Origin of the sequence: Salmonella sp. SSDFZ69 (genome assembly GCF_004010755.1) — a bacterium.
GTDB lineage: Bacteria > Pseudomonadota > Gammaproteobacteria > Enterobacterales > Enterobacteriaceae > Salmonella > Salmonella enterica.
This window is the reverse complement of record NZ_CP034831.1, coordinates 355163-377871: the sequence shown is the minus strand read 5'-3', so window position 1 is coordinate 377871 and position 22709 is coordinate 355163. Positions and strand designations below refer to the sequence as shown.

The following is a 22709-nucleotide window of genomic DNA, read 5'->3' as shown; positions in this document are numbered from 1 at the left end:
CCTGGTTACAGCGATGATTTTAGCGTCATCAGCGCCTGACAAAACGCCGCCGGATGCGAGATAAACGGCGCATGGGCCGCCTTCGCCATTATCTGTGATGTACTGTGCGGCCATAACGTATCGAGCAAAGGCACGATTTTACGCGGCACCAGACCGTCCAGATAACCATACAAACGCAAAAACGGCATGTTCACATTTTTAAGCGCTTCTCGTAGATCGACCGTTTTTAAGATTTCCAGTCCGCCATTGAGCGCGTCTACATCCGGCATAGGCTGCGCCAGCACCACGCTTTTTAAGGTGCGGGCATCCTGACGCGCCGTCTCCGTCCCTAACGTTTGCAGCGCCAGAAAACGCTCCACCGTGCGCTGAAAATCGTCGCTAAGCTGCTGCTGGAATCCGCCGAGGATTTCCGGTTTTATTCCCGGCCACCCCTCACGCGCGCTAAAGCATGGCGAAGAGGCGACTGTCACCAGCGCCTGAACGCGTTCAGGGTGGGTGAGCGCCATCTGACTCGCCACCAGGCCACCCAGGCTCCAGCCAAGCCAGATAGCCTGGTCCGGCGCGTTTTTCGCTACCTGCGCCGTCATCTCTTCAAGCGTCATGGCGCCAAACCCCGAGCTGCGACCATAGCCCGGCAAGTCGACCAGATGCAGCGTAAAATGCGAGCCGAGTTCCTCGCGAATGCAATGCCATACCTCCGCGTTCAATCCCCATCCGTGCAGCAGCACAAGATGACAATTTCCCTCGCCGTAGGTCTGCCACCAGATGTCATTCATCAGTTACTGTTCTCTTTTGTCTAACAAGGATGCACCTATGCTAACAGTACCGGGATTATGCTGGCTATGCCGAATGCCGCTGGCGTTAAGCCACTGGGGGATTTGTTCCGTATGCGCGCGCGCTGTTCGTCAGCGCGTCAGCCTGTGTCCGCAATGCGGATTACCTGCCGCGCATCCTTCGCTCCCCTGCGGTCGCTGCCTGCAAAAACCTCCGCCCTGGCAGCGTCTGGTGAGCGTCAGTGACTATACACCGCCCTTGAGTTTACTGGTGCATCAGCTTAAATTTACCCGCCGCAGCGAAATTGCCGCCGCACTGGCGCGTCTACTGTTGCAGGAAGTACTCATGGCGCGCCGCAGCACTGGCTTGCAGCTTCCCGACAGAATCGTCAGCGTTCCGCTCTGGTCGCGCCGACACTGGCGGCGGGGATTTAACCAAAGCGATCTGTTATGCCAACCGTTAGCGCGCTGGCTTGGCTGCGCGTGGGACAGCCAGACCATCACGCGGGTACGGGCGACCGCAACACAACATCATCTCAGCGCCAGGTTACGTAAACGCAATTTGAAAAACGCGTTTCGCCTTGAATTGCCGGTACAGGGTCTCCATATGGTTATTGTGGATGATGTCGTCACTACCGGAAGTACCGTCGCGGAAATCGCGCAACTGCTTTTGCGCAACGGCGCAGCGACTGTCCAGGTATGGTGCCTGTGTCGAACCTTGTAGAGCCTCGATGATGGGCGTATTATAACCAACTAAAATAGTCAACTATTAGGCCATTACTATGATCCGTATTTCCGATGCTGCACAAGCGCACTTTGCCAAACTGCTGGCAAATCAGGAAGAAGGGACGCAAATCCGCGTATTTGTCATTAATCCCGGCACTCCTAACGCAGAGTGCGGTGTTTCTTATTGTCCGCCCGACGCCGTAGAAGCCACCGATACTGCACTGAAATTTGACCTGTTGACCGCTTATGTCGACGAGCTGAGCGCGCCCTATCTGGAAGACGCGGAAATTGATTTCGTGACCGACCAGCTAGGTTCTCAACTCACATTGAAAGCGCCAAACGCGAAGATGCGCAAAGTGGCCGATGACGCGCCGCTGATGGAGCGCGTGGAATATGCTCTGCAATCGCAGATTAACCCGCAGTTGGCGGGCCACGGCGGTCGCGTCTCGCTGATGGAAATTACCGATGAAGGCTATGCAATTCTGCAGTTTGGCGGCGGTTGTAACGGTTGCTCGATGGTTGACGTCACGCTGAAAGAAGGGATCGAGAAACAGTTACTGAATGAATTCCCGGAACTGAAAGGGGTTCGCGATCTGACCGAACACCAGCGCGGCGAGCACTCATACTACTAAGATTTTCCCCGCATCCATGCCCGATGGCGCTTGCGCCTGTCGGGCCTTATCTGCCCCACCGTAGGCCGAATAAGGCGTCTACGCCGCCATCCGGCGCTATCAGCCACATCTCAGAACAATGGTCCTTCTTCTTTCGCCGATAACATGACCTGTGTCTCATAATTTAAATTTTGCCTGCCAGGGTCATTTTCAACACCCATATGTTACCCGTATCATTCTTATGGGCACCTAACATCCATATAACATCTGACTACGCTCATTCGTTTCAACGGTAATCAGTATTGGTGCTATTGCGACTCTGTTCCCGTCGGGAACAACAGGAATTTGTCGTCGAAACAATGACGTTACCCATAACAAAGTAAAGGCCAGGTAAATCATGCCATTAGTCATCGTTGCTATCGGTGTTATCTTGTTACTTCTTCTGATGATCCGCTTCAAAATGAACGGATTTATCGCCCTTGTCCTGGTAGCGCTCGCTGTCGGGTTGATGCAGGGAATGCCGCTGGATAAAGTCATCGGCTCCATCAAAGCCGGTGTCGGCGGTACGCTTGGCAGTCTGGCCCTGATTATGGGGTTCGGCGCCATGCTGGGCAAAATGCTTGCCGACTGCGGCGGCGCTCAACGTATCGCCACTACCCTGATCGCGAAATTTGGTAAAAAGCATATTCAGTGGGCCGTAGTGTTAACCGGCTTTACCGTCGGCTTCGCTCTGTTCTATGAAGTGGGCTTCGTTCTGATGCTGCCGCTGGTATTCACCATTGCCGCAGCGGCGAATATCCCGTTACTGTACGTCGGCGTGCCGATGGCCGCGGCGCTCTCCGTCACACACGGCTTCCTGCCGCCGCACCCGGGTCCAACCGCGATCGCCACGATTTTCCATGCCGATATGGGTAAGACGCTGCTGTTTGGTACGATTCTGGCAATCCCGACCGTGATCCTTGCCGGACCGGTTTACGCCCGTTTCCTGAAAGGTATCGATAAGCCGATCCCGGAAGGCCTGTACAGCGCGAAAACTTTTACGGAAGAAGAGATGCCGGGCTTTGGCGTCAGCGTCTGGACGTCGCTGGTTCCGGTGATTCTGATGGCGATGCGTGCGGTTGCCGAGATGATTCTGCCAAAAGGCCACGCTTTCCTGCCCGTTGCCGAGTTCCTGGGCGACCCGGTAATGGCTACGTTAATTGCCGTACTGATTGCGATGTTCACCTTTGGCCTGAACCGCGGGCGTTCAATGGATCAGATTAACGATACGCTGGTCTCTTCCATCAAAATTATCGCCATGATGCTGCTGATCATCGGCGGCGGCGGCGCGTTCAAGCAGGTGCTGGTCGATAGCGGCGTGGATAAATACATCGCTTCAATGATGCATGAAACCAATGTCTCTCCGCTGTTGATGGCGTGGTCTATCGCGGCGGTGCTGCGTATCGCGCTGGGCTCTGCGACTGTCGCGGCGATTACCGCAGGCGGCATTGCGGCGCCGCTGATCGCCACTACCGGCGTTAGCCCTGAACTGATGGTTATCGCAGTCGGTTCCGGGAGCGTGATTTTCTCTCACGTCAACGACCCGGGCTTCTGGCTATTCAAAGAGTATTTCAATTTGACTATCGGCGAGACCATTAAATCCTGGTCGATGCTGGAAACGATCATCTCCGTCTGCGGCCTGATCGGCTGTCTGCTGCTGGGTATGGTGGTTTAAGCGAGGCGGCTTGTAGGCCGGATAAGGCAGCAATGTGCGCCAGGATTGCCTGATGGCGCTGCGCTTATCAGACCTACGTGCTCTCACCATCATAAAGCCGGGGAAATCCCCGGCTTTATTACTTCTTCTTCGCGGCCGCTTTTCGGCGCTTATCCAAATCCTTAATCAGCTTGTTTACGCCCTCATCGGCAAACATGGCCTCAAGAGATGCAGACAATTTCCGCCGCCAGTTTTTATACTGATCGCTGGTGCCCGGTACGTTAACCGGATCGGCCATATCCAGCCAGTCCTCCGGCTGAAGCCCCAACAGACCGCTGTTACTGTCGGCGATGTAGCGCTGAAGCCCGCGATTTAGCGTTGGCGTCATCGACATTAACGATGCCTTATGCCCGGCGCGTTTTGGTAGACAGCCATATTTATGCAGCGCGTCCAATAGCCCCTGTTTCGCCCGCTCGCGATCCTCATACAGCCCGCGCAGAATCACTTCATCCGGATAAAGCCCCAGAGCTTTACCCAACGTCAGGTCACCGCATTCCCAATAGCCGCGCAGCGTGGGGAGATCGTGCGTCGAGGCGACAGCCATCGATTGTTGCGGATACGCGCCTGGCGCGCGGAAGTTTTTCTCAAGGTCATTTTCAAACCACAGCACTTTATAAGAATAGACCCCGCTATCGCGCAGCTTGCCGACAATCTCAACTGGCACCGTCCCCAGATCTTCGCCTATCACCATACAGCGGTGACGTTGGCTCTCCAGCGCCAGAATAGCCAACAGATCGTCAACCGGATAATGGACGTAAGCCCCCTGATCCGCTGTTTCGCCATACGGTATCCACCACAGACGCAGCAACGACATAACATGGTCAATGCGCAACGCGCCGCAGTTTTGCATATTGGCGCGCAGCAGGTCGATAAAGGGCTCATACGCCCGGGCGACAATGATATGCGGGTCCATTGGCGGCAGCCCCCAGTTCTGACCGAGCGGGCCGAGGATATCCGGCGGCGCGCCGACAGATGCTTTCAGGCAGTACAGCTCCCGGTCGCACCAGGTTTCCGCGCCGCCTTCCGCTACGCCAACCGCCAGATCGCGGTACAGACCAATCGGTAGTTTAAAACTCTGGCAGGTATCCCAGCAGGCGGCGAATTGGCGCCAGGCCAGCCACTGAAGCCAGAGGTAAAACTCCACCTCTTCGCGGTGCGCTTCACAGAATTGTTTTACAGCGGAAGACTCTACCGACTGGTACGCCTCCGGCCAGGCTGGCCAGCCCCAGCGCTGCTCATCCTCTTTTACCTGATACGCATGCAGCGCGTCGAATGCCGCCTGCCAGTAAAGGCTCTCGCCTTCGCGGGCGATAAAGTGACGAAACTCCGCCATTTGCGCATCGTCGCGAGCGGCAAACCGCGTCCACGCCATCCGCAGCGCCGTAATTTTCAGCGCGGTAACGGTAGCGTAATCCACCCATTGCGCATCGCGTGCCTGTCGCAGCTTTTGCTGTGTGGCGGGCATTTGCCACCATGCCTGCGCCTCTTCGCTCAGGCGGAAATCTTCGACGGCGTTGACGTCGATATATATCACGTTCAGCCAGCGACGAGACGAGGGGCTGTAGGGACTGGCGCTCTCCGGATTCGCCGGATAAAGCGCGTGGATCGGGTTCAGGCCGATAAACGCGCCGCCGCGTGTCGCCACGTCGACCAGCATCGACTTCAAATCGCCGAAATCGCCAATACCCCAGTTTTTTTCTGAACGCAGAGTATAAAGCTGGACGCAGGCCCCCCACAGTTTTTTCCCTTCCAGCAGCGCCTGCGGCTCATAGCATCGCGGCGGGGCGACGATAATCCGGCAGTGCGTACGCTGTTCATCCTGGGTCAACGTCAGGGTGTGGTAGCCCTCCGGCAATGTAGCCGGAAGGTTAAGTTTTTTACCGCCCGTCACGCGCCCTTTGTAATGCACGCCCTCTTCCGTAGTCAGCAGCCAGGCAAACTCACCGCGCCCCTCTACCGGCAACGCCATTTTTTTACCCGCGGTATAAACCTTCACATTCGGCACGATCGCCTGTGGTCCTGTTGTCGTGCCGTGCATCGCCGCCAGCAAACGTCTCTTGGTTTCAGCGCCAATAGACTGCGGTTTGCCATGAGCATTGATGTAACTGGGGCTGATCCCCGCCGCCAGCGCGGCCCTATCGAGACGTTTATTTTCCATCGCGCTCCCTTAGCGTTTTGCCTGCCAGATACGGGCCTGATAATCGCGAATAGAGCGATCGGAACTGAACATACCGCAGCGCGCGGTATTGAGGATCGCGGCGCGCGTCCACGCTTCCTGGTCGCGATACAGCGCATCCACCTGCTTTTGCGCCTCGACATAAGCGGCGAAGTCCGCCATGACCAGGTACGGATCGCCCCCCTGTTTGCCGAGGCTATGCAGCATCTGGTCAAAGGCATGTTTATCGCCATCGCTGTATTGACCGCTTTCCAGCTCTTTTAGCACCGCATCCAGCACTTTGTCTTTTTTACGCCATTTCACCGGATCGTAGCCTTTGGCTTTGAGCGCCTTGACCTCTTCCACAGTATGACCAAAGATAAAGATATTCTCTTCACCCACCTTCTCAGCGATTTCAACGTTAGCGCCGTCCAGCGTTCCCACGGTCAACGCCCCGTTCAGCGCCAGTTTCATGTTACCGGTGCCGGACGCCTCTTTCCCGGCGGTAGAAATTTGCTCGGAAATATCCGCCGCCGGAATGAGCATTTCCGCCGCCGAGACGCAGTAATCCGGCAGGAAAACCACCTTCAGCTTATCACCCACCGCCGGGTCGTTATTAATGGCTTCCGCAACCTTATTGATAGCAAAAATGATGTTCTTCGCCAGGTAATAGCCCGGCGCCGCCTTCGCGCCAAACAGGAATACGCGCGGTACGCGGTCGGCCTGCGGGTTTTCGCGGATCTCTTTGTACAGCGCCAGAATATGCAACAGATTCAGATGCTGACGCTTGTACTCGTGCAGACGTTTGATCTGAATATCAAAAATCGCATGGCTCGAAATCTCAATCCCGGTACGGGCCTTGATGAATTTCACCAGCCGTTCTTTGTTCGCCCGTTTGATGTCGCGATACTGCTGACGGAATGTGGCGTCGTCAGCGTATTTTTCGAGGTTGATCAACTGGTCGAGATCGTTAGCCCACTCTTTTTTCAGCGTTTTATCCAGCAACGCCGCAAGCTGCGGATTGCACTGTTTAATCCAGCGACGCGGTGTAATGCCGTTGGTGACATTGTGGAATTTGTTCGGCCAAAGCTGGTGATATTCCGGGAACAGATCTTTCACCACCAGATCGGAGTGCAGCGCCGCCACGCCGTTGACCGCAAAGCCGCTGACCACGCACATATTGGCCATGCGTACCTGACGGTCATGCACCACCGCCAGTTTTGCCCATACCTGCTTATCGCCAGGCCAGGTGTTATCGACCAGCGTCTTAAAGCGATCGTTAATCTGCTTGATAATCTGCATATGACGCGGCAACAGCGCTTTGATTAACCTCTCGTCCCAGCACTCCAGCGCTTCCGGCATCAGGGTATGGTTGGTGTAGGCGAAGGTTTTGCTGGTGATAGCCCAGGCGTCATCCCAGCTCAGCTGGTGCTCGTCAATCAGCACGCGCAGCAGTTCCGGAATGGCGATGGTCGGGTGAGTATCGTTCAACTGAATGACCTCGTAATCCGCCAGCTCATGCAGTTTGCGTCCGGCCAGATGATGGCGACGCAGAATATCCGCTACCGAGCAGGCGCACTGGAAGTATTGCTGCATCAGACGCAGTTTTTTACCCGCCGTGTGGTTATCGTTGGGATAAAGCACCTTCGTCAGTTTTTCCGCATCGATACCCTGCTGTTCCGCCCGCAGGAAAGCGCCGTCGTTGAATTTGGTCAGATCAAACGGATGGGCGTGGGTCGCCTGCCACAAACGCAGCGGTTGCGCGACGCCGTTACGATAGCCTAACACCGGCAGATCCCAGGCCTGGCCTGTAATCACAAAACCGGGCTCCCAGCGCCCTTCTTTGGTGACTTTACCGCCGATCCCAACCTGGACGTCCAGCGCCTCGTTGTGGCGGAACCACGGATAGCTGCCGCGATGCCAGTCATCCGGCGCCTCCATCTGCTTGCCTTCAACAAATGACTGACGGAACAGCCCATACTGGTAGTTCAGACCATAGCCCGTAGCGGACTGCCCGACGGTGGCCATCGAATCGAGGAAGCAGGCGGCCAGACGTCCCAGACCACCGTTGCCGAGCGCCGGATCGACTTCCTCTTCCAGCAGATCGGTCAGATTAATATCGTGCGCTTTCAGCACATCGCTAACGTCCTGGTACCACCCCAGATTTAACAGGTTATTTCCCGTCAGGCGGCCAATCAAAAATTCCATCGAAATGTAGTTCACATGACGCTGGCCTTTCGTCGGCTGCGCTACCGGTTGCGCGCTCAGTAATTCCGCCAGCGCGCCGCTAACGGCCTGCCACCACTGACGAGGCGTCATGTCAGACGCCGACAGTAAACCGAAACGCTGCCACTGACGCGTCAGGGCGGCCTGGAATTGATCTTTATTGAAGGTTGGCTGTGACATAGGAAATCCGTCCTCGGGTAATAAAACAACGTTATCGCTAGTTTGCCAGGCTCGATGTTGACCTTCCTCCTCCCGGCAATGATTAGGGAGGGAGGAGGAGCGGGGATGAGCATAAAAGTGTGATCGCCGCCACTTACCCCTGTATAAACGCGCCGATTCCTGTCAACGACACCCAGTGTTACGCATAATCAAATGAATAAACAGAAATAACAGTAAATCGCGAAGGGGTATTTTCGAAGATTATATGAACGCCGAAATAGTTTCTTACCTGAAATATTCAGCGTCGGGAGATTCACTCACTAAACATAATTAATTAAACGCCTGGTATCGCCATTGTGTTAAATCCGGATGATGTCCAGGACATTATTTACAATAACGGAAATATGACCTCAGCCCAGCTCTGACGCTCGTTTCAACCGCGCCGAATACTTTTTTAATACCGTTATTTAGAATTGTGACAGAGTGCAAATTCAGACACATAAAAAGTCTGCTTAGCTTGCATTAAAATGCTTTCTGGCCGACCTTATATCTATTAATTACGAAGCGCAAAAAAAATCGCAGTTCCCCCCATTTCCCACAGTGAAGTGATTGCTATGTTGATTCCGTCTAAATTAAGTCGTCCGGTTCGTCTCGACCATACCGTGGTTCGTGAGCGGCTGTTGGCTAAACTTTCCGGCGCGAACAATTTCAGGCTCGCCCTGGTAACCAGTCCTGCTGGCTATGGGAAAACCACGCTTGTCTCACAGTGGGCGGCGGGCAAAAATGAATTAGGCTGGTACTCTCTCGACGAAGGCGATAACCAGCAAGAGCGATTCGCCAGTTACTTAATTGCCGCTATCCAACAGGCCACCGGCGGACACTGTTCTACCAGCGAAGCGATGGCGCAAAAACGTCAGTACGCCAGCCTGACGTCTCTCTTCGCACAGCTCTTTATTGAACTGGCGCAGTGGCATCGCCCGCTTTATCTGGTGATTGACGACTACCATTTGATTACCAATCCGGTGATTCACGACGCGATGCGCTTTTTCTTACGGCATCAGCCAGAAAATTTCACCCTGGTGGTATTATCGCGTAATTTGCCGCAACTGGGCATCGCTAATCTGCGCGTGCGCGATCAGCTGTTGGAAATCGGCAGCCAGCAGTTGGCTTTTAACCATCAGGAAGCAAAGCAATTTTTTGACCGTCGTCTTTCGTCGCCCATTGAAGCCGCTGAGAGCAGCCGCATGTGCGACGATGTGGCCGGTTGGGCCACTGCGCTACAGTTGATCGCCCTCTCCGCGCGCCAGAACCATACCTCTGCGCATCACTCCGCCCGCCGTCTTGCCGGGATTAATGCCAGCCACCTTTCTGATTATCTGGTGGACGAAGTACTGGATAACGTGGATGTCAGCACCCGACATTTCTTACTTAAAAGCGCGATCTTACGCTCAATGAATGACGCGTTGATCGTGCGCGTGACCGGCGAAGAAAACGGCCAGATGCGGCTGGAGGAGATTGAGCGCCAGGGGTTATTCCTGCAACGCATGGACGACACGGGCGAGTGGTTTAGCTATCACCCGTTGTTTGGTAGCTTTCTGCGCCAGCGTTGCCAGTGGGAACTGGCGGCGGAACTGCCGGAGATCCACCGCGCGGCCGCGGAAAGCTGGATGGAACAAGGTTTTCCCAGCGAAGCTATTCATCATGCGCTGGCGGCGGGTGACGCGCAAATGCTGCGCGATATCCTGCTTAACCATGCGTGGGGGCTGTTTAATCACAGTGAACTGGCGCTGCTGGAAGAGTCATTAAAAGCGCTGCCGTGGGAAAGCCTGCTGGAAAATCCGCGGCTGGTGTTGTTACAGGCCTGGCTGATGCAAAGCCAACACCGCTACAGCGAAGTGAATACGCTGCTGGCGCGCGCCGAGCAAGAGATCAAAGGGGTCATGGACGGCACGCTACATGCTGAATTTAACGCGCTGCGCGCCCAGGTCGCCATCAACGACGGCAATCCGGAAGAGGCAGAGCGGCTGGCGAAACTGGCGCTGGATGAGCTTCCTCTCGCCTGGTTTTATAGCCGTATTGTCGCGACCTCTGTTCACGGTGAAGTGCTGCACTGTAAAGGCGATCTCAGCCAGTCTTTATCGCTGATGCAGCAAACCGAACAAATGGCGCGCCATCATGACGTCTGGCATTACGCGCTGTGGAGCTTAATTCAACAAAGCGAAATTCAGTTCGCCCAGGGATTCCTGCAGGCCGCATGGGAAACGCAGGAGAGAGCCTTCCAGTTGATCAAAGAGCAACATCTGGAACAACTGCCGATGCATGAGTTTCTGGTACGTATCCGCGCGCAATTGCTGTGGGCGTGGGCGCGCCTTGACGAAGCGGAGGCCTCGGCGCGCAGCGGTATCGCTGTGCTGTCCACCTTCCAGCCGCAACAACAGTTGCAGTGCCTGACGCTACTGGTGCAGTGCTCGCTGGCGCGCGGCGATCTGGATAATGCCCGTAGTCAGCTTAACCGACTGGAAAATTTATTAGGCAATGGTCGTTATCACTGCGACTGGATCTCTAACGCCGATAAGGTGCGTGTCATTTACTGGCAGTTAACCGGCGACAAAAAATCCGCCGCCAACTGGTTACGTCATACGCCCAAACCGGCGTTTGCCAATAACCATTTTCTGCAAGGGCAATGGCGGAATATCGCCCGCGCGCAGATCTTGCTGGGCGAATTCGAGCCTGCGGAAATCGTGCTGGAAGAGTTAAATGAGAATGCCCGTAGCCTGCGCTTAATGAGCGATTTAAACCGCAATCTGCTGTTACTCAATCAGCTTTACTGGCAATCCGGGCGGAAAAACGACGCCCAGCGCGTATTGCTTGATGCCTTACAGCTTGCCAACCGCACCGGATTTATCAGCCATTTTGTGATTGAAGGCGAAGCCATGGCGCAACAATTGCGTCAGCTTATCCAGCTCAATACGCTGCCGGAGATGGAGCAGCATCGCGCGCAGCGCATCCTGCGAGAGATTAACCAACATCACCGGCATAAATTCGCCCATTTTGACGAAGGCTTCGTCGAGCGTCTGCTTAACCATCCGGATGTCCCGGAGCTTATTCGCACCAGCCCGCTCACCCAGCGTGAATGGCAGGTGTTAGGGCTTATCTATTCCGGTTACAGCAACGAACAGATTGCCGGCGAACTGGCGGTGGCCGCAACCACCATTAAGACGCATATCCGCAACCTCTACCAGAAACTCGGCGTCGCGCACCGTCAGGACGCGGTACAGCACGCGCAGCAGTTGCTGAAGATGATGGGGTACGGGGTTTAACGTGTGCCTGATGAGCTTATCAGGCCTACAGAGTCATTTTAAATCATATTGATATTGCTGGTTTTGTAGGCCGGGAGCATAAACGTAAATCCAGACGTTGAGTTGGCTTCAGGCCCGATGGCCGTCGCTCAGCCGCAGGTTAAATGGCGCCCATCCATCCGGCGGGTCCCACTCACCACTGCCATAAATAATGCCCTCCCGGATATCGTGAATAATGACGCCATCAATACCACACGGTTCCGATCGCCAGATAATGCCGGAACTCACGTTGATAAGAAACGTATACTGAAAGGTTGTGACCAGGAAATTCTCACTCAGCGAGGCCTTATGATCCCAAACATCGGGTATTGAATAAATATGGCCAACATAATCATCAAGAAACAGGCTCTTAACCTGATGTGAATCCGTATCAAATAAGTGAACGTGCTGACCGTATAATATCGCAATAGTCTTATCATTATTCATGATGCCGCTGAAGCACTGCTCAACGATCCAGCGCCCCTCTTCCAGCGCGACAAAAAGACACAGCACGATAACCGGCTCGCCGTCCTGACTCACCAGCACTCTTCGCCGCATCGTTGAAGGGCCGGAAAAGGGATTAACATCCCTCTCCGGGATGGCGTCAGCAACGCGTTGTTCAGCATCAAGGAAATCAGCGTGGTATGTCATGATCCGCTATCCTTTTTACTTACCATAACCTGCACCATCTCCTTCGCCTCCTCCAGGTTGAACGTTACCGGCAAAAACCGTTCCACCACTGCAATATTGGTAAGCAAGTGAGCGGAAGCCCGCGCCACGGTAAACGCGCCTTCGCCCGCCAGCGCCAGCGGTAAAATCAGCTGGTCGGCCAGATGCTCTCCCACTGCCGCCGGGCTTGCGAGATAGCGCCGCGCTTCATGCGCAACCTGATTAGCTACCGCTTCCGCGCTGGTGCCTTTTACGCCGAACGCGGCGAACAGTTCGGTCAACTGTTCGCTTTGAATCATCAGCGACAGCGCGTTGCCCGGCCCGCAGCCGCCTTCCAGCGCAACGACGTTTTTCTCCGCCTGCGGGAAGTGGGTTTCCAGCGTTGCGACTTCACGTTCGCCAACGTGGTAAGGAACCGCCGCCAGCAAAGCTTCGGCGGTGATACGCCGCGTCTCGCCGCGCGATATCAGCGTTAGCCCGCGTAAAGACGCTGCCGGTTCGACGACCGTTGCCGCCGCACCGCCGCCTGCCGGATAAAAGCCGTGTTTTATCAGCGTGGTGCACTGGTTGATACCCATCCTCGCCAACAGAGGCTCCCAGACGCGGCAAATAAAATCGGCGCTGGGCGCGGCCTGATTATGCGTCCCGCCGTGAACCTCCACGCGAGATGAACCGTCGGCAAACCACAGCGCGGGCAGGACGGTTTGCAGCACCAGCATACAACTGCCCGCGCTACCAATCGCGAAACGGTACTCGCCGCCGCGAATCGGCCCCGGCGTAAAACGCAACTGTTGCGAGCCCAGCTCGTCGCCGTTCACCCGCGCGCCGCAGATTTCCGTTGCCGCCCGCACCGCCGTTAAATGCTGGCGTAGCAGCCCCGGTTTAGCGCGCCCGGCGCGGATGCCGCTCATTTCAAACGGCTGGCCGGTTATCATTGATAAACTCAGCGCCGAGCGCAAAATCTGCCCACCGCCCTCTCCCTGTGCGCCATCCAGCGCGATAATCCTTGCCATTTTCTATCCTTTAACGCACACCACCTGCCGCAGGGTGTACATGATTTCCACCAGGTCAGACTGCGCCGCCATCACCGCATCAATGTCTTTATACGCCATTGGGATCTCGTCGATCACGTCCGCATCTTTACGGCATTCGACATGCGCGGTGGCGCGAATCTGATCGTCAACGCTAAACAGTTTCTTCGCTTTCGTTCGGCTCATCACACGCCCGGCGCCGTGGCTGCACGAACAGAACGACTCTTCGTTACCCAGCCCGCGCACGATAAAGCTTTTCGCCCCCATCGAACCGGGAATGATACCGAACTCACCGCGCCGCGCCGAAACCGCCCCTTTACGCGTCACATAGATCTCTTCGCCAAAGTGCTGCTCTTTTTGCACATAGTTATGGTGGCAGTTGATCTCGTCCATATCGAGGGCGATCGGTTTTTCCACGCAGCGCTGGAGCGCCGCCAGCGCGTTTTCCATCATCGCCTCGCGGTTCAGGCTGGCGAATTGTTGCGCCCAGTGTACCGCTTTCAGGTAATCATCAAAATATTCGCTTCCTTCATTAAAATACGCCAGATCGCGGGACGGCAGCGTTTCTAACTGCTCCTGCATTTCTTGCTGCGCCAGGCCGATAAAATAGGTGCCGATGGCGTTACCGATCCCGCGTGAACCGGAGTGCAGCATGATCCATACCCGATCGGTTTCATCCAGACAGATCTCAATAAAGTGGTTACCGGTTCCCAACGTTCCCAGGTGCTTATAGCTATTGGTATTCAAAAAGCGCGGATATTTTTGCGTTAACCACTGATATCCCGCTTCCAGTTGCGCCCATTTTTCATCAACGTTGGCGGGCGGGTTTCCCCATGCGCCCACATCGCGACGCCCGCGTCCGGTGGTACGCCCGTGAGGCACAGCGGCCTCTATGGCGTTACGCAGTTCCGCCAGATTTTCCGGCAGATCGGCGGCCGTTAAGCTGGTACGCAGCGCGTTCATTCCACAGCCGATATCCACGCCCACCGCCGCCGGAATAATCGCCCCTTTCGTCGGGATCACGCTACCGATGGTCGATCCTTTCCCCAAATGCACATCCGGCATAACGGCAATATGTTTGAAAATAAACGGCATTTTCGCCGTATTGATCAACTGCTGACGGGCATCGTCTTCTACCGGTACGCCTTTGGTCCACATTTTTACCGGTGCGTTCTGGGTGGTCATCAATTCGTAATTCATTATTTTTTCTCATTTTAATCATTAGGGTGGCGACAAGTTTATGTGAATACACCGCTCTACCATTGAGCTACAGAGCCGGGCTCTGACGGGTCTCGAACCCGCAACAAATGTAGATCCTCCGGCATTCGCCAAAACAGGGTGGCACGACAAGTTGAGGTGGATCAGCCTGCTCTAACCGACTGAGCTACGGAGTCAGACTCCGGCAGGACTCGAACCTGCGACCTGGATCTTCATAGGATGTAGATCCACCAGCATTCGTGCCTTCAGCGTTGCGCGACAAATTCATAGCCGGGATGATACGCATCGGGAAAGATGTAATCCCGGCCAGCATTCGCGCCGCGCTGAATACTCTTTACAGCGTCACGGCTTCAATCTCTTCCAGCCAGTGCGCGCTGCCATAGCGACCGTTAACAAAGTTATCTATCACCGTAAACACCTCGTCGCTGAAGCCGCCGACGTTCAAAATATCGCTTCGTTCCGCCGCCTGCGTGGTGCCGTAAGGCAGCAGATCGATACACACCAGGCGCGCCTGCGGGTTGCGCTTTTTCAGTTCTATCCAGCATTCCATGGTGGCCGTTGAGCCATGGCGCGATTTATCAACCCACGATTCGTTATCCGACACCATAATCACCAGATCCACCCGCGCCCGCTCGTTCAACAACCTACGCAGCGGCGCGGAGCAGTTGGTGCCGCCGCCGCCAACCGCCGCCAGCGTTTGCGCGTTGTGCATAACCGACTGGCGCGCATCAAGCTGCACGTCGACCACATCGCATTCAAACGGCAGCACGCGGGCCTGCGGATGATTACGCAGCACGGCGGCGGCGATCAGCCCGGCAACGTCCACGCAGCGGATCTTACTGGTCGCCCCCTTGCGATAGCCGGTTATCGACGACTTCATCGACCCCGACACGTCCGGGCAGACCACCACGTTGCCGCGAAACGGCGGAATGTTCTCCAGCGCGTACTCCATCGCCTGCGCTAAAGCCTCGCGAATAACCTGCGGCACGCTGCTTTGTAGATTGCTCCATGCCGACAGCAGCTGATAAGGATAGACCCAGGACTGGCGCACCTGCGCCCTGTCCGCCAGCCGCTGCGCCACGCTGGCGGCAAGCGTTGCATTCTCAAACACGCCATGACGCGCCAGCGTATTCAAATTCATCCGTAACGTTTGCCAACTCATCCGCTGCGCCAGCTGTGCCCACTGTTCACGACTCAGCGGCGCGTTGGTCAGCAGTAAAAACGGCACATCGGGTAAGGCCGCGCCCATGTCGCCTTCACGAAACGCCAGCAGCGCGCGCGTTTTTTCCGGCAGTTGCGCCTTATCGCACGGCTTACCAATCAGCCAGGCGAAGAAGGCTTCCTGCCACGCCGCCTGCGGCCGTGGGTGCACCATTTTGACGATATCCGCCAGCGACGGCGCATTGCCCACCGATGCCTGCAATAAGCGCTCTTCGCTGGCGTTCTGTAACCAACGCTGCACCAGCTTCTTTGGCCGCGTCCCCAGCGAGCGCCGCCCGGTCACGCCGCTGCGCAAAATTTGCACAAAGTTACGCAGCATCCGGCCATTGTTGATCACCCGTGCAAATACTACCGGCAGCAGCGCCGAACCACGCGCCGCCAGAATGGCGGTCAACAGCGCGGGCATATCCTTCATCATCCCGCGTTCGCGGCCATAAATCGCCAGTTGCGCTAAAAACAGATCGTCGAGATCTTTCGCCGTCGCCAGAACATCATTTAGCTGCGCCTGGCCGCTGGCATAAAAAGTCTCGTTCATGCAGCCGGTCATCACCATTTGCGCCAGTTTATGGCGCGGGGTGAAGGCAAAGGCCGCTGCGCCTTGCTGATTGCTGGCGTTGGCCAGCGGCGCGTCCCTTAACAGCGAACGGAACAAAAGTGGATTAGCCATTTGTTTTTCCCATTTCCGTTATTCTCAATGCCAGAGGTATTGCAACCAGCGTGCCAGAAAATAAATTATTTTATAATTCATTGATTTTTAAAAAATTTATTTCTTTAGCGTTCAGGTGAAAGAAAAATGCCTACACGGCAGCCATTAAAAAGCGATAAAATTATCTCGTCTTTTAGAAGGAAATCTAAGATGCGAAAAACGGTGGCCTTTGGTTTTGTCGGTACGGTACTCGACTATGCAGGACGCGGCAGTCAGCGTTGGGAAAAATGGCGCCCTACTTTGTGTCTGTGTCAGCAGGAGACGCTGGTCGTTCACCGCCTGGAACTGCTGTACGATGCCCGCTCTCGCTCGCTGTTTGAAGGATTAAAGAAGGATATCGCCAGCGTCTCGCCGGAAACGGAAGTCGTCGGCGTAGAAATCGCGATCCGCAACCCGTGGGACTTCGAGGAGGTTTACGCCTGCCTGCACGATTTCGCCCGCAGCCATACCTTTCATCCCGAAGATGAAGACTATCTGATTCATATCACCACCGGCACCCACGTCGCGCAGATCTGCTGGTTCCTGCTGGCGGAGGCGCGCTATCTACCGGCGCGATTAGCGCAGACCTCGCCGCCGCGCAAAAAAGATAAACCGCATAGCACGGGCGACGTGACGATTATTGACCTCGACCTCAGCCGCTACAATGACATCGCCACCCGCTTCGCCCAGGAGCGGGAGGAGACGCTCAACTTCCTGAAGTCCGGCATTGCAACCCGCAACCCGTGTTTCAACCGGATGATTGAGCAAATTGAGCGCGTCGCGATACGCTCCCGTTCGCCAATCCTGCTCAACGGCCCGACCGGCGCGGGCAAGTCGTTTCTCGCCCGTCGCATCTATGAACTAAAACTGGCCCGCCACCAGTTCAGCGGCCCGTTTGTCGAAGTGAACTGCGCCACCCTGCGCGGCGACACGGCGATGTCGGCGCTGTTCGGCCACGTTAAGGGGGCGTTTACCGGCGCGAGAGAGGAGCGTGCGGGACTGCTGCGCAGCGCCGACGGCGGCATGTTGTTTCTTGACGAAGTGGGAGAGCTGGGCGCGGATGAACAGGCCATGTTGCTGAAAGCCATTGAAGAAAAACGCTTTTACCCTTTCGGCAGCGACCAGCAGGTCAGCAGCGATTTCCAGTTGATTGCCGGCACGGTGCGCGACCTGCGCCAGCGGGTGGCGGAGGGGACATTCCGCGAAGACCTGTACGCGCGCATTAATCTCTGGACCTTCGAACTACCGGGCCTGCGTCAGCGCCAGGAAGATATTGAACCAAACCTTGACTACGAACTGGAGCGCCACGCGGCGCTAACCGGCGACAGCGTGCGTTTTAATACCGAAGCGCGCCGCGCCTGGCTGAGCTTCGCCACCTCGCCGCAGGCCGCCTGGCGCGGTAACTTCCGCGAACTCTCCGCCAGCGTCACCCGCATGGCGACGCTGGCGGACAACGGGCGAATCACGGTCGAAACGGTAGACGATGAAATCGCGCGTTTGCGCTATAGCTGGAATGACCATCGCCCCTCCGCGCTCGACGGACTGTCGGGCATTGACGCAACGGCGCTGGATCTGTTTGACCGTATGCAACTGGAAAACGTCGTTGCCGTCTGCCGCCAGGCGAAAACCCTTTCCGACGCCGGGCGGCAGCTATTCAACGTTTCCCGTCAGGGGAAAGCCACGGTGAATGACGCTGACCGGCTGCGTAAGTACCTGGCGCGTTTTGGTCTGACGTGGGACGTTTTACAGAATTAACACAGCTCCAGTTGGATATGGTTCTCCGTCAACACCTGCATCACGCCCGGCGGCGGCAGGGTATCGGTGTAGACCGCATCGACCATACTAATGCTGCCCATGTTTACCATCGCGTTACGGCCAAATTTAGAGTGATCCACCACCAGCATCACGTGGCGCGAATTTTCGATAATCGCGCGCTTGGTGCGTACCTCATGGTAGTCAAATTCCAGCAACGAGCCGTCGCTATCAATACCGCTAATACCGAGAATGCCGAAATCGAGACGGAACTGGGCGATAAAGTCCTGCGTCGCTTCGCCAATAATGCCGCCGTCGCGGCTGCGGAGTTCGCCGCCGGCGAGGATAATACGAAAATCCTCTTTCGCCATTAGCGTGTTCGCTACGTTCAAATTGTTGGTCACGATCCGCAAATTACTGTGCCCTAACAGGGCGTGCGCTACGGCTTCCGGCGTCGTGCCGATATCAATAAACAGCGTTGAACCATTGGGGATCTGGGCCGCGACTTTGCGAGCGATGCGCTCTTTTTCTTCCGTTTGCGTTGCCTTACGATCGTGCCACGGCGTGTTCACCGAGCTGGAGGGCAACGCCGCGCCGCCGTGGTGGCGCAAAATCATATTCTGTTCCGCCAGATCGTTAAGATCCCGACGAATGGTTTGCGGGCTGACAGAAAAATGCTCCACCAGCTCTTCCGTACTGACGTACCCCTGTTTTTTCACCAGTTCAATGATCGCGTCATGCCGTTGTGTTTGTTTCATGAATAATCTCTGAAAGTAACCAACCTTGCGCCGGATAGCGGCATTCGCCCTACCCGGCCTGGAAAAATATCTCGACCACAGGCCGGATACGCCTCACGTTCGTTTTCGCGCATTCAGCGTATCAACAAAGGCCATCGCTAAACCGACGATAAGCCCGGCGATGTGCGCGCCGTTCGCCATAGACATGCCAAACCAGTCAAACCAACCAGCGACTATCCACAATAATGCAAAAATAATTAAGCCGCGCTGGAGGTAAATTCCGCTTTGCGGATCGCGCTCTCCGCGCAGCCACACGTACCCCATCAGCGCATAGACGACGCCAGACAGTCCGCCAAACCACGGGCCGCTAAATTTCTGCTGTACATAGCCGCTTAGCAGCGCGCTTATCACCGTAATGACGATTAATTTACCGCTGCCCAGGCGCTTCTCTACCGCCCCGCCGAGATACCACCACCACAGCAGGTTAAAAAGAATATGCATCAGTGAGAAGTGCATAAAGATATGGGTGAAGTAGCGCCAGACTTCAAATTTTAAAACCGGATCGAACGGCCACGCCAGCCACACCATCACCGTCTGATCGCCGATGAGACTCATCGCGATATAGACCAGCACGCAGGCGAGCATCACGATCCAGGTAACAGGGCCGGCTCGTTCACGCAGCGTGGCGAGAAAGGGAAAACGGCGATAGCGTAGCCCGCTGTTAGTCTGCCCGGACTGCCAGCTAGCCGCCAGATAACGCGGATCGCCGGGATTTTCTATAAACCGCGCCAGCTCGACCCGCACACGTTCGGCCTGCGATTCATCCGCCAGCCAGATATCGCTTTGATTATGTTGCTGAATAGTAAGAATGACGCCCTGGGTGGCCATGTAATCAACAAATGCCTGCGCCACGCGAGGATTCGCAAAGGAAGTAATCATCAACATTATTGCTGTCGCTTAGTCCATACAAAAGAAGACAGTATATATACCCTTCTCGTCGGAGGCTGCATCTTTATGGGATTACGCGCCATTCGCGACATTGGCAGGGAAACGGCGATGCCAGGCCTCAAACCCGCCGTCAATGCTGTAAACCGCATCATAGCCTTGCTGGAGCAGATACTGCGCGGCGCCTTTACTACTGTTGCCGTGATAGCACATTACCATCACCGCGGTATCGAAACCATGCTCACGCATAAACGCGCCCAGCGTATCGTTAGTCAAGTGAAACGCCTGCGGCGCATGACCCATGGCATAACTTTGCGGATCGCGAATATCGACCAGCACCGCCGCGCCCTGGTGCAGTTTCTGATACGCCTCTTCTACAGTGATACATTCAAATTGTTCCATGAATCGCTCTTTCATTATTGCCGGTGAAGCCAATTAAGGCATTTTATCGCCCAGTGTACGTTGACGGAGTAGCTTAACGCCATAATGTTATACATATCACTCTAAAATGTTTTTTCGATGTTACCAATAGCGCGTTTCTTTGCTATTATGTTCGATAACGAACATTTTTGAACTTTAACGAAAGTGCAAGAGGGCAGCATGGAAACCAAAGATCTGATCGTGATAGGCGGGGGCATTAACGGTGCAGGCATCGCGGCTGATGCCGCCGGACGCGGTTTGTCCGTACTCATGCTGGAAGCGCAGGATTTGGCCTGCGCGACCTCTTCCGCCAGTTCGAAACTTATCCACGGCGGCTTACGCTACCTTGAACACTACGAGTTCCGCCTGGTCAGCGAAGCGCTGGCAGAACGTGAGGTGTTGTTGAAAATGGCGCCGCACATCGCCTTCCCGATGCGTTTTCGTCTGCCGCACCGCCCGCATTTACGTCCAGCCTGGATGATCCGCATCGGTCTGTTTATGTACGATCACCTCGGCAAACGTACCAGCTTACCCGGTTCCACCGGTGTGCGGTTTGGCGCAGATTCGGTGCTCAAACCTGAAATCGTGCGCGGATTCGAATACTCCGACTGCTGGGTAGACGATGCGCGTCTGGTGCTGGCTAACGCACAGATGGTGGTGCGTAAAGGCGGCGAAGTCCTTACCCGTACTCGCGCAACCGCCGCTCGTCGGGAAAATGGCCTGTGGATTGTCGAAGCGGAAGATATCGACACCGGTAAAAAATATGTCTGGCAGGCGCGCGGACTGGTTAACGCCACCGGACCGTGGGTCAAACAGTTCTTCGACGAAGGGATGCACCTGCCGTCACCGTATGGTATCCGCCTGATCAAAGGCAGCCATATCGTCGTGCCGCGCGTCCATAATCAGAAGCAGGCGTATATTCTGCAAAACGAAGATAAGCGTATCGTCTTTGTCATTCCGTGGATGGAAGAGTTTTCGATCATTGGCACAACCGATGTCGAATATAAAGGCGATCCGAAAGCGGTAAAAATTGAAGAGAGCGAAATTAATTACCTGTTGAAGGTCTATAACGCGCACTTCCAGAAGCAACTGGGGCGCGATGACATCGTCTGGACGTACTCCGGCGTCCGTCCGCTGTGCGATGATGAGTCCGACTCACCGCAGGCGATCACTCGCGATTATACCCTGGATATTCATGATGAAAACGGCAAAGCGCCGCTGCTTTCCGTGTTTGGTGGTAAGCTCACGACCTACCGTAAGCTGGCCGAACATGCGATGGAAAAACTGGCGTCTTATTATCCAGGCATCGGGCCGGCATGGACCAAAACGTGCGTACTGCCCGGCGGCGACATCGACGGCAGCCGCGAAGATTACGCGGCGAAGCTGCGTCGTCGTTACCCATTCCTGACGGAATCGCTGGCGCGCCACTATTCGCGCACTTACGGCAGCAACACGGAGTGGATTCTCGGCGAAGCCACGTCGCTGCTTGATTTAGGCGAAGATTTCGGTCATGAGTTTTACGAAGCGGAACTCAAGTACCTGGTGGATCACGAATGGGTGCGCCGTACTGAAGATGCTATCTGGCGTCGCACCAAAGAAGGCATGTGGCTGACCGCCGAACAGCAGTCCCGCATCACCCAGTGGCTGGCGGCGTATGTTGAGAAACACCAACTTTCACTGGCGTCGTAATAAAATCCGGGGCGGTTTATACCGCCCTTTTTCGCCACATACCGCATTCACTCGCCGGGTTTTGTACAGCCGGGCATATGATTAGTGATACGGTAGCGATCGACACTTATTTTGGTAATAAAGAAGGGTTTTGCCCGCGCTTCGCTATTCCAGAGAGTTTTCCCCGTTTTACACCAGCTTTTATGAGGAAAGTTGGCATAATGAACCACGCTCTCCTCCCCCAGCACGCTTTCAAAATGCGCACGTTTATCACCGTCGGCCACGCTAAATTCAGCATAAAAAAGATTGCTGTCCAGGTTAAACGTCATTTCTATTTCACTGGCGGACGATGGAAAGAACACAGGCAGCCAGGTCCAGATACCGGACTGCTCGGGTATGGCGGCATAATCAGGAAAATAGCTTACCTGGCGATCATCGCAGGCGGTCAGCACAGCGATGATGATTAATGTTGCACCACACCGGAGGACCTGATTAATCAGCTCAGCAACAATATCTTTATGCCACGAAGTGGATTCACGCCGTGCAATACGAATATCCGCGCCGCTGGCCGGGTCTACGCCTACCCGTTCCACATATAATTTAACCTCTTCCATTTAGTCCC

General features: G+C 55.4%; 17 protein-coding genes. 6 read left to right on the top strand and 11 right to left on the bottom strand.

Features of this window, described 5'->3' with window-relative positions; all coding sequences use genetic code 11:
• Positions 1–5: 5 nt before the first annotated feature.
• Positions 6–776 (bottom strand): pimeloyl-ACP methyl ester esterase BioH, encoded by a 771-nt coding sequence (gene bioH, locus EOS98_RS01730; protein ID WP_126523789.1) that lies wholly within the window; start codon positions 774–776, stop codon positions 6–8.
• A gap of 37 nt (positions 777–813) precedes the next feature.
• Here bioH and gntX point away from each other — a divergent pair, with 37 nt between their 5' ends.
• The 3 genes from gntX to gntT all read left to right on the top strand — a co-directional run bounded on the left by gntX (position 814) and on the right by gntT (position 3824).
• Positions 814–1497 (top strand): DNA utilization protein GntX, encoded by a 684-nt coding sequence (gntX, locus tag EOS98_RS01725; protein ID WP_000958733.1) that lies wholly within the window; start codon positions 814–816, stop codon positions 1495–1497.
• A gap of 58 nt (positions 1498–1555) precedes the next feature.
• Entirely contained in the window at positions 1556–2131 is a 576-nt protein-coding gene (gene nfuA / locus EOS98_RS01720; RefSeq protein WP_000619387.1) for a Fe-S biogenesis protein NfuA, read from the top strand.
• A gap of 376 nt (positions 2132–2507) precedes the next feature.
• Positions 2508–3824 (top strand): gluconate transporter, encoded by a 1317-nt coding sequence (gntT, locus tag EOS98_RS01715; RefSeq protein WP_001131741.1) that lies wholly within the window; start codon positions 2508–2510, stop codon positions 3822–3824.
• Between the two features lie 118 nt (positions 3825–3942).
• Here gntT and malQ read toward each other — a convergent pair whose 3' ends face one another.
• Together malQ and malP are read right to left on the bottom strand one after the other, a co-directional pair.
• Positions 3943–6021 (bottom strand): 4-alpha-glucanotransferase, encoded by a 2079-nt coding sequence (malQ, locus tag EOS98_RS01710; RefSeq protein WP_126523788.1) that lies wholly within the window; start codon positions 6019–6021, stop codon positions 3943–3945.
• A gap of 9 nt (positions 6022–6030) precedes the next feature.
• Complete coding sequence (gene malP, locus EOS98_RS01705; protein WP_126523787.1) at positions 6031–8424, bottom strand: maltodextrin phosphorylase; 2394 nt, start codon at positions 8422–8424, stop codon at positions 6031–6033.
• A gap of 593 nt (positions 8425–9017) precedes the next feature.
• Here malP and malT point away from each other — a divergent pair.
• Complete coding sequence (gene malT, locus EOS98_RS01700; RefSeq protein WP_000907030.1) at positions 9018–11723, top strand: HTH-type transcriptional regulator MalT; 2706 nt, start codon at positions 9018–9020, stop codon at positions 11721–11723.
• Between the two features lie 108 nt (positions 11724–11831).
• Here the strand turns inward: malT and EOS98_RS01695 are convergent, their stop codons facing one another.
• The 4 genes from EOS98_RS01695 to EOS98_RS01680 form a co-directional block, all read right to left on the bottom strand.
• On the bottom strand, positions 11832–12392 hold the full coding sequence (locus EOS98_RS01695) for a hypothetical protein (protein WP_001650910.1): 561 nt from the start codon (positions 12390–12392) through the stop codon (positions 11832–11834).
• Positions 12389–13423, bottom strand: a complete 1035-nt coding sequence (gene rtcA / locus EOS98_RS01690; RefSeq protein WP_126523786.1) for an RNA 3'-terminal phosphate cyclase — start codon at positions 13421–13423, stop codon at positions 12389–12391. The genes EOS98_RS01695 and rtcA overlap by 4 nt, the downstream gene beginning before the upstream one ends.
• 3 nt (positions 13424–13426) lie before the next feature.
• Complete coding sequence (gene rtcB, locus EOS98_RS01685; RefSeq protein ID WP_001105526.1) at positions 13427–14641, bottom strand: RNA-splicing ligase RtcB; 1215 nt, start codon at positions 14639–14641, stop codon at positions 13427–13429.
• Between the two features lie 352 nt (positions 14642–14993).
• Positions 14994–16547 carry a vWA domain-containing protein gene (locus tag EOS98_RS01680; RefSeq protein WP_126523785.1) on the bottom strand — a complete coding sequence of 518 codons (1554 nt, stop codon included), beginning with the start codon at positions 16545–16547 and terminating at the stop codon, positions 14994–14996.
• A 189-nt stretch (positions 16548–16736) separates the two neighbouring features.
• On the opposite strand from EOS98_RS01680, the gene rtcR reads away from it, so the two are divergent.
• Positions 16737–18320, top strand: a complete 1584-nt coding sequence (gene rtcR / locus EOS98_RS01675; RefSeq protein WP_001650916.1) for an RNA repair transcriptional activator RtcR — start codon at positions 16737–16739, stop codon at positions 18318–18320.
• On the opposite strand, the gene EOS98_RS01670 is transcribed toward rtcR, so the two are convergent.
• From EOS98_RS01670 to glpE, 3 genes are all read right to left on the bottom strand, one after another.
• The gene (locus EOS98_RS01670; RefSeq protein WP_000815085.1) at positions 18317–19075 is read right to left on the bottom strand and encodes a DeoR/GlpR family transcriptional regulator; all 759 of its coding nucleotides are present in this window, start codon (positions 19073–19075) and stop codon (positions 18317–18319) included. The two genes, rtcR and EOS98_RS01670, sit on opposite strands and share 4 nt — an antisense overlap.
• Before the next feature lie 93 nt (positions 19076–19168).
• Complete coding sequence (gene glpG, locus EOS98_RS01665) at positions 19169–19999, bottom strand: rhomboid family intramembrane serine protease GlpG (RefSeq protein ID WP_000928702.1); 831 nt, start codon at positions 19997–19999, stop codon at positions 19169–19171.
• A gap of 75 nt (positions 20000–20074) precedes the next feature.
• Positions 20075–20401 (bottom strand): thiosulfate sulfurtransferase GlpE, encoded by a 327-nt coding sequence (gene glpE, locus EOS98_RS01660; RefSeq protein ID WP_000434524.1) that lies wholly within the window; start codon positions 20399–20401, stop codon positions 20075–20077.
• 198 nt (positions 20402–20599) lie between these two features.
• Between glpE and glpD the strand changes: the two genes are divergently transcribed.
• Positions 20600–22108, top strand: coding sequence for a glycerol-3-phosphate dehydrogenase (gene glpD, locus EOS98_RS01655; RefSeq protein ID WP_000448178.1), 1509 nt, complete (start codon positions 20600–20602; stop codon positions 22106–22108).
• A gap of 47 nt (positions 22109–22155) precedes the next feature.
• On the opposite strand, the gene EOS98_RS01650 is transcribed toward glpD, so the two are convergent.
• The gene (locus EOS98_RS01650; RefSeq protein ID WP_126523784.1) at positions 22156–22701 is read right to left on the bottom strand and encodes a hypothetical protein; all 546 of its coding nucleotides are present in this window, start codon (positions 22699–22701) and stop codon (positions 22156–22158) included.
• Positions 22702–22709: the final 8 nt, after the last annotated feature.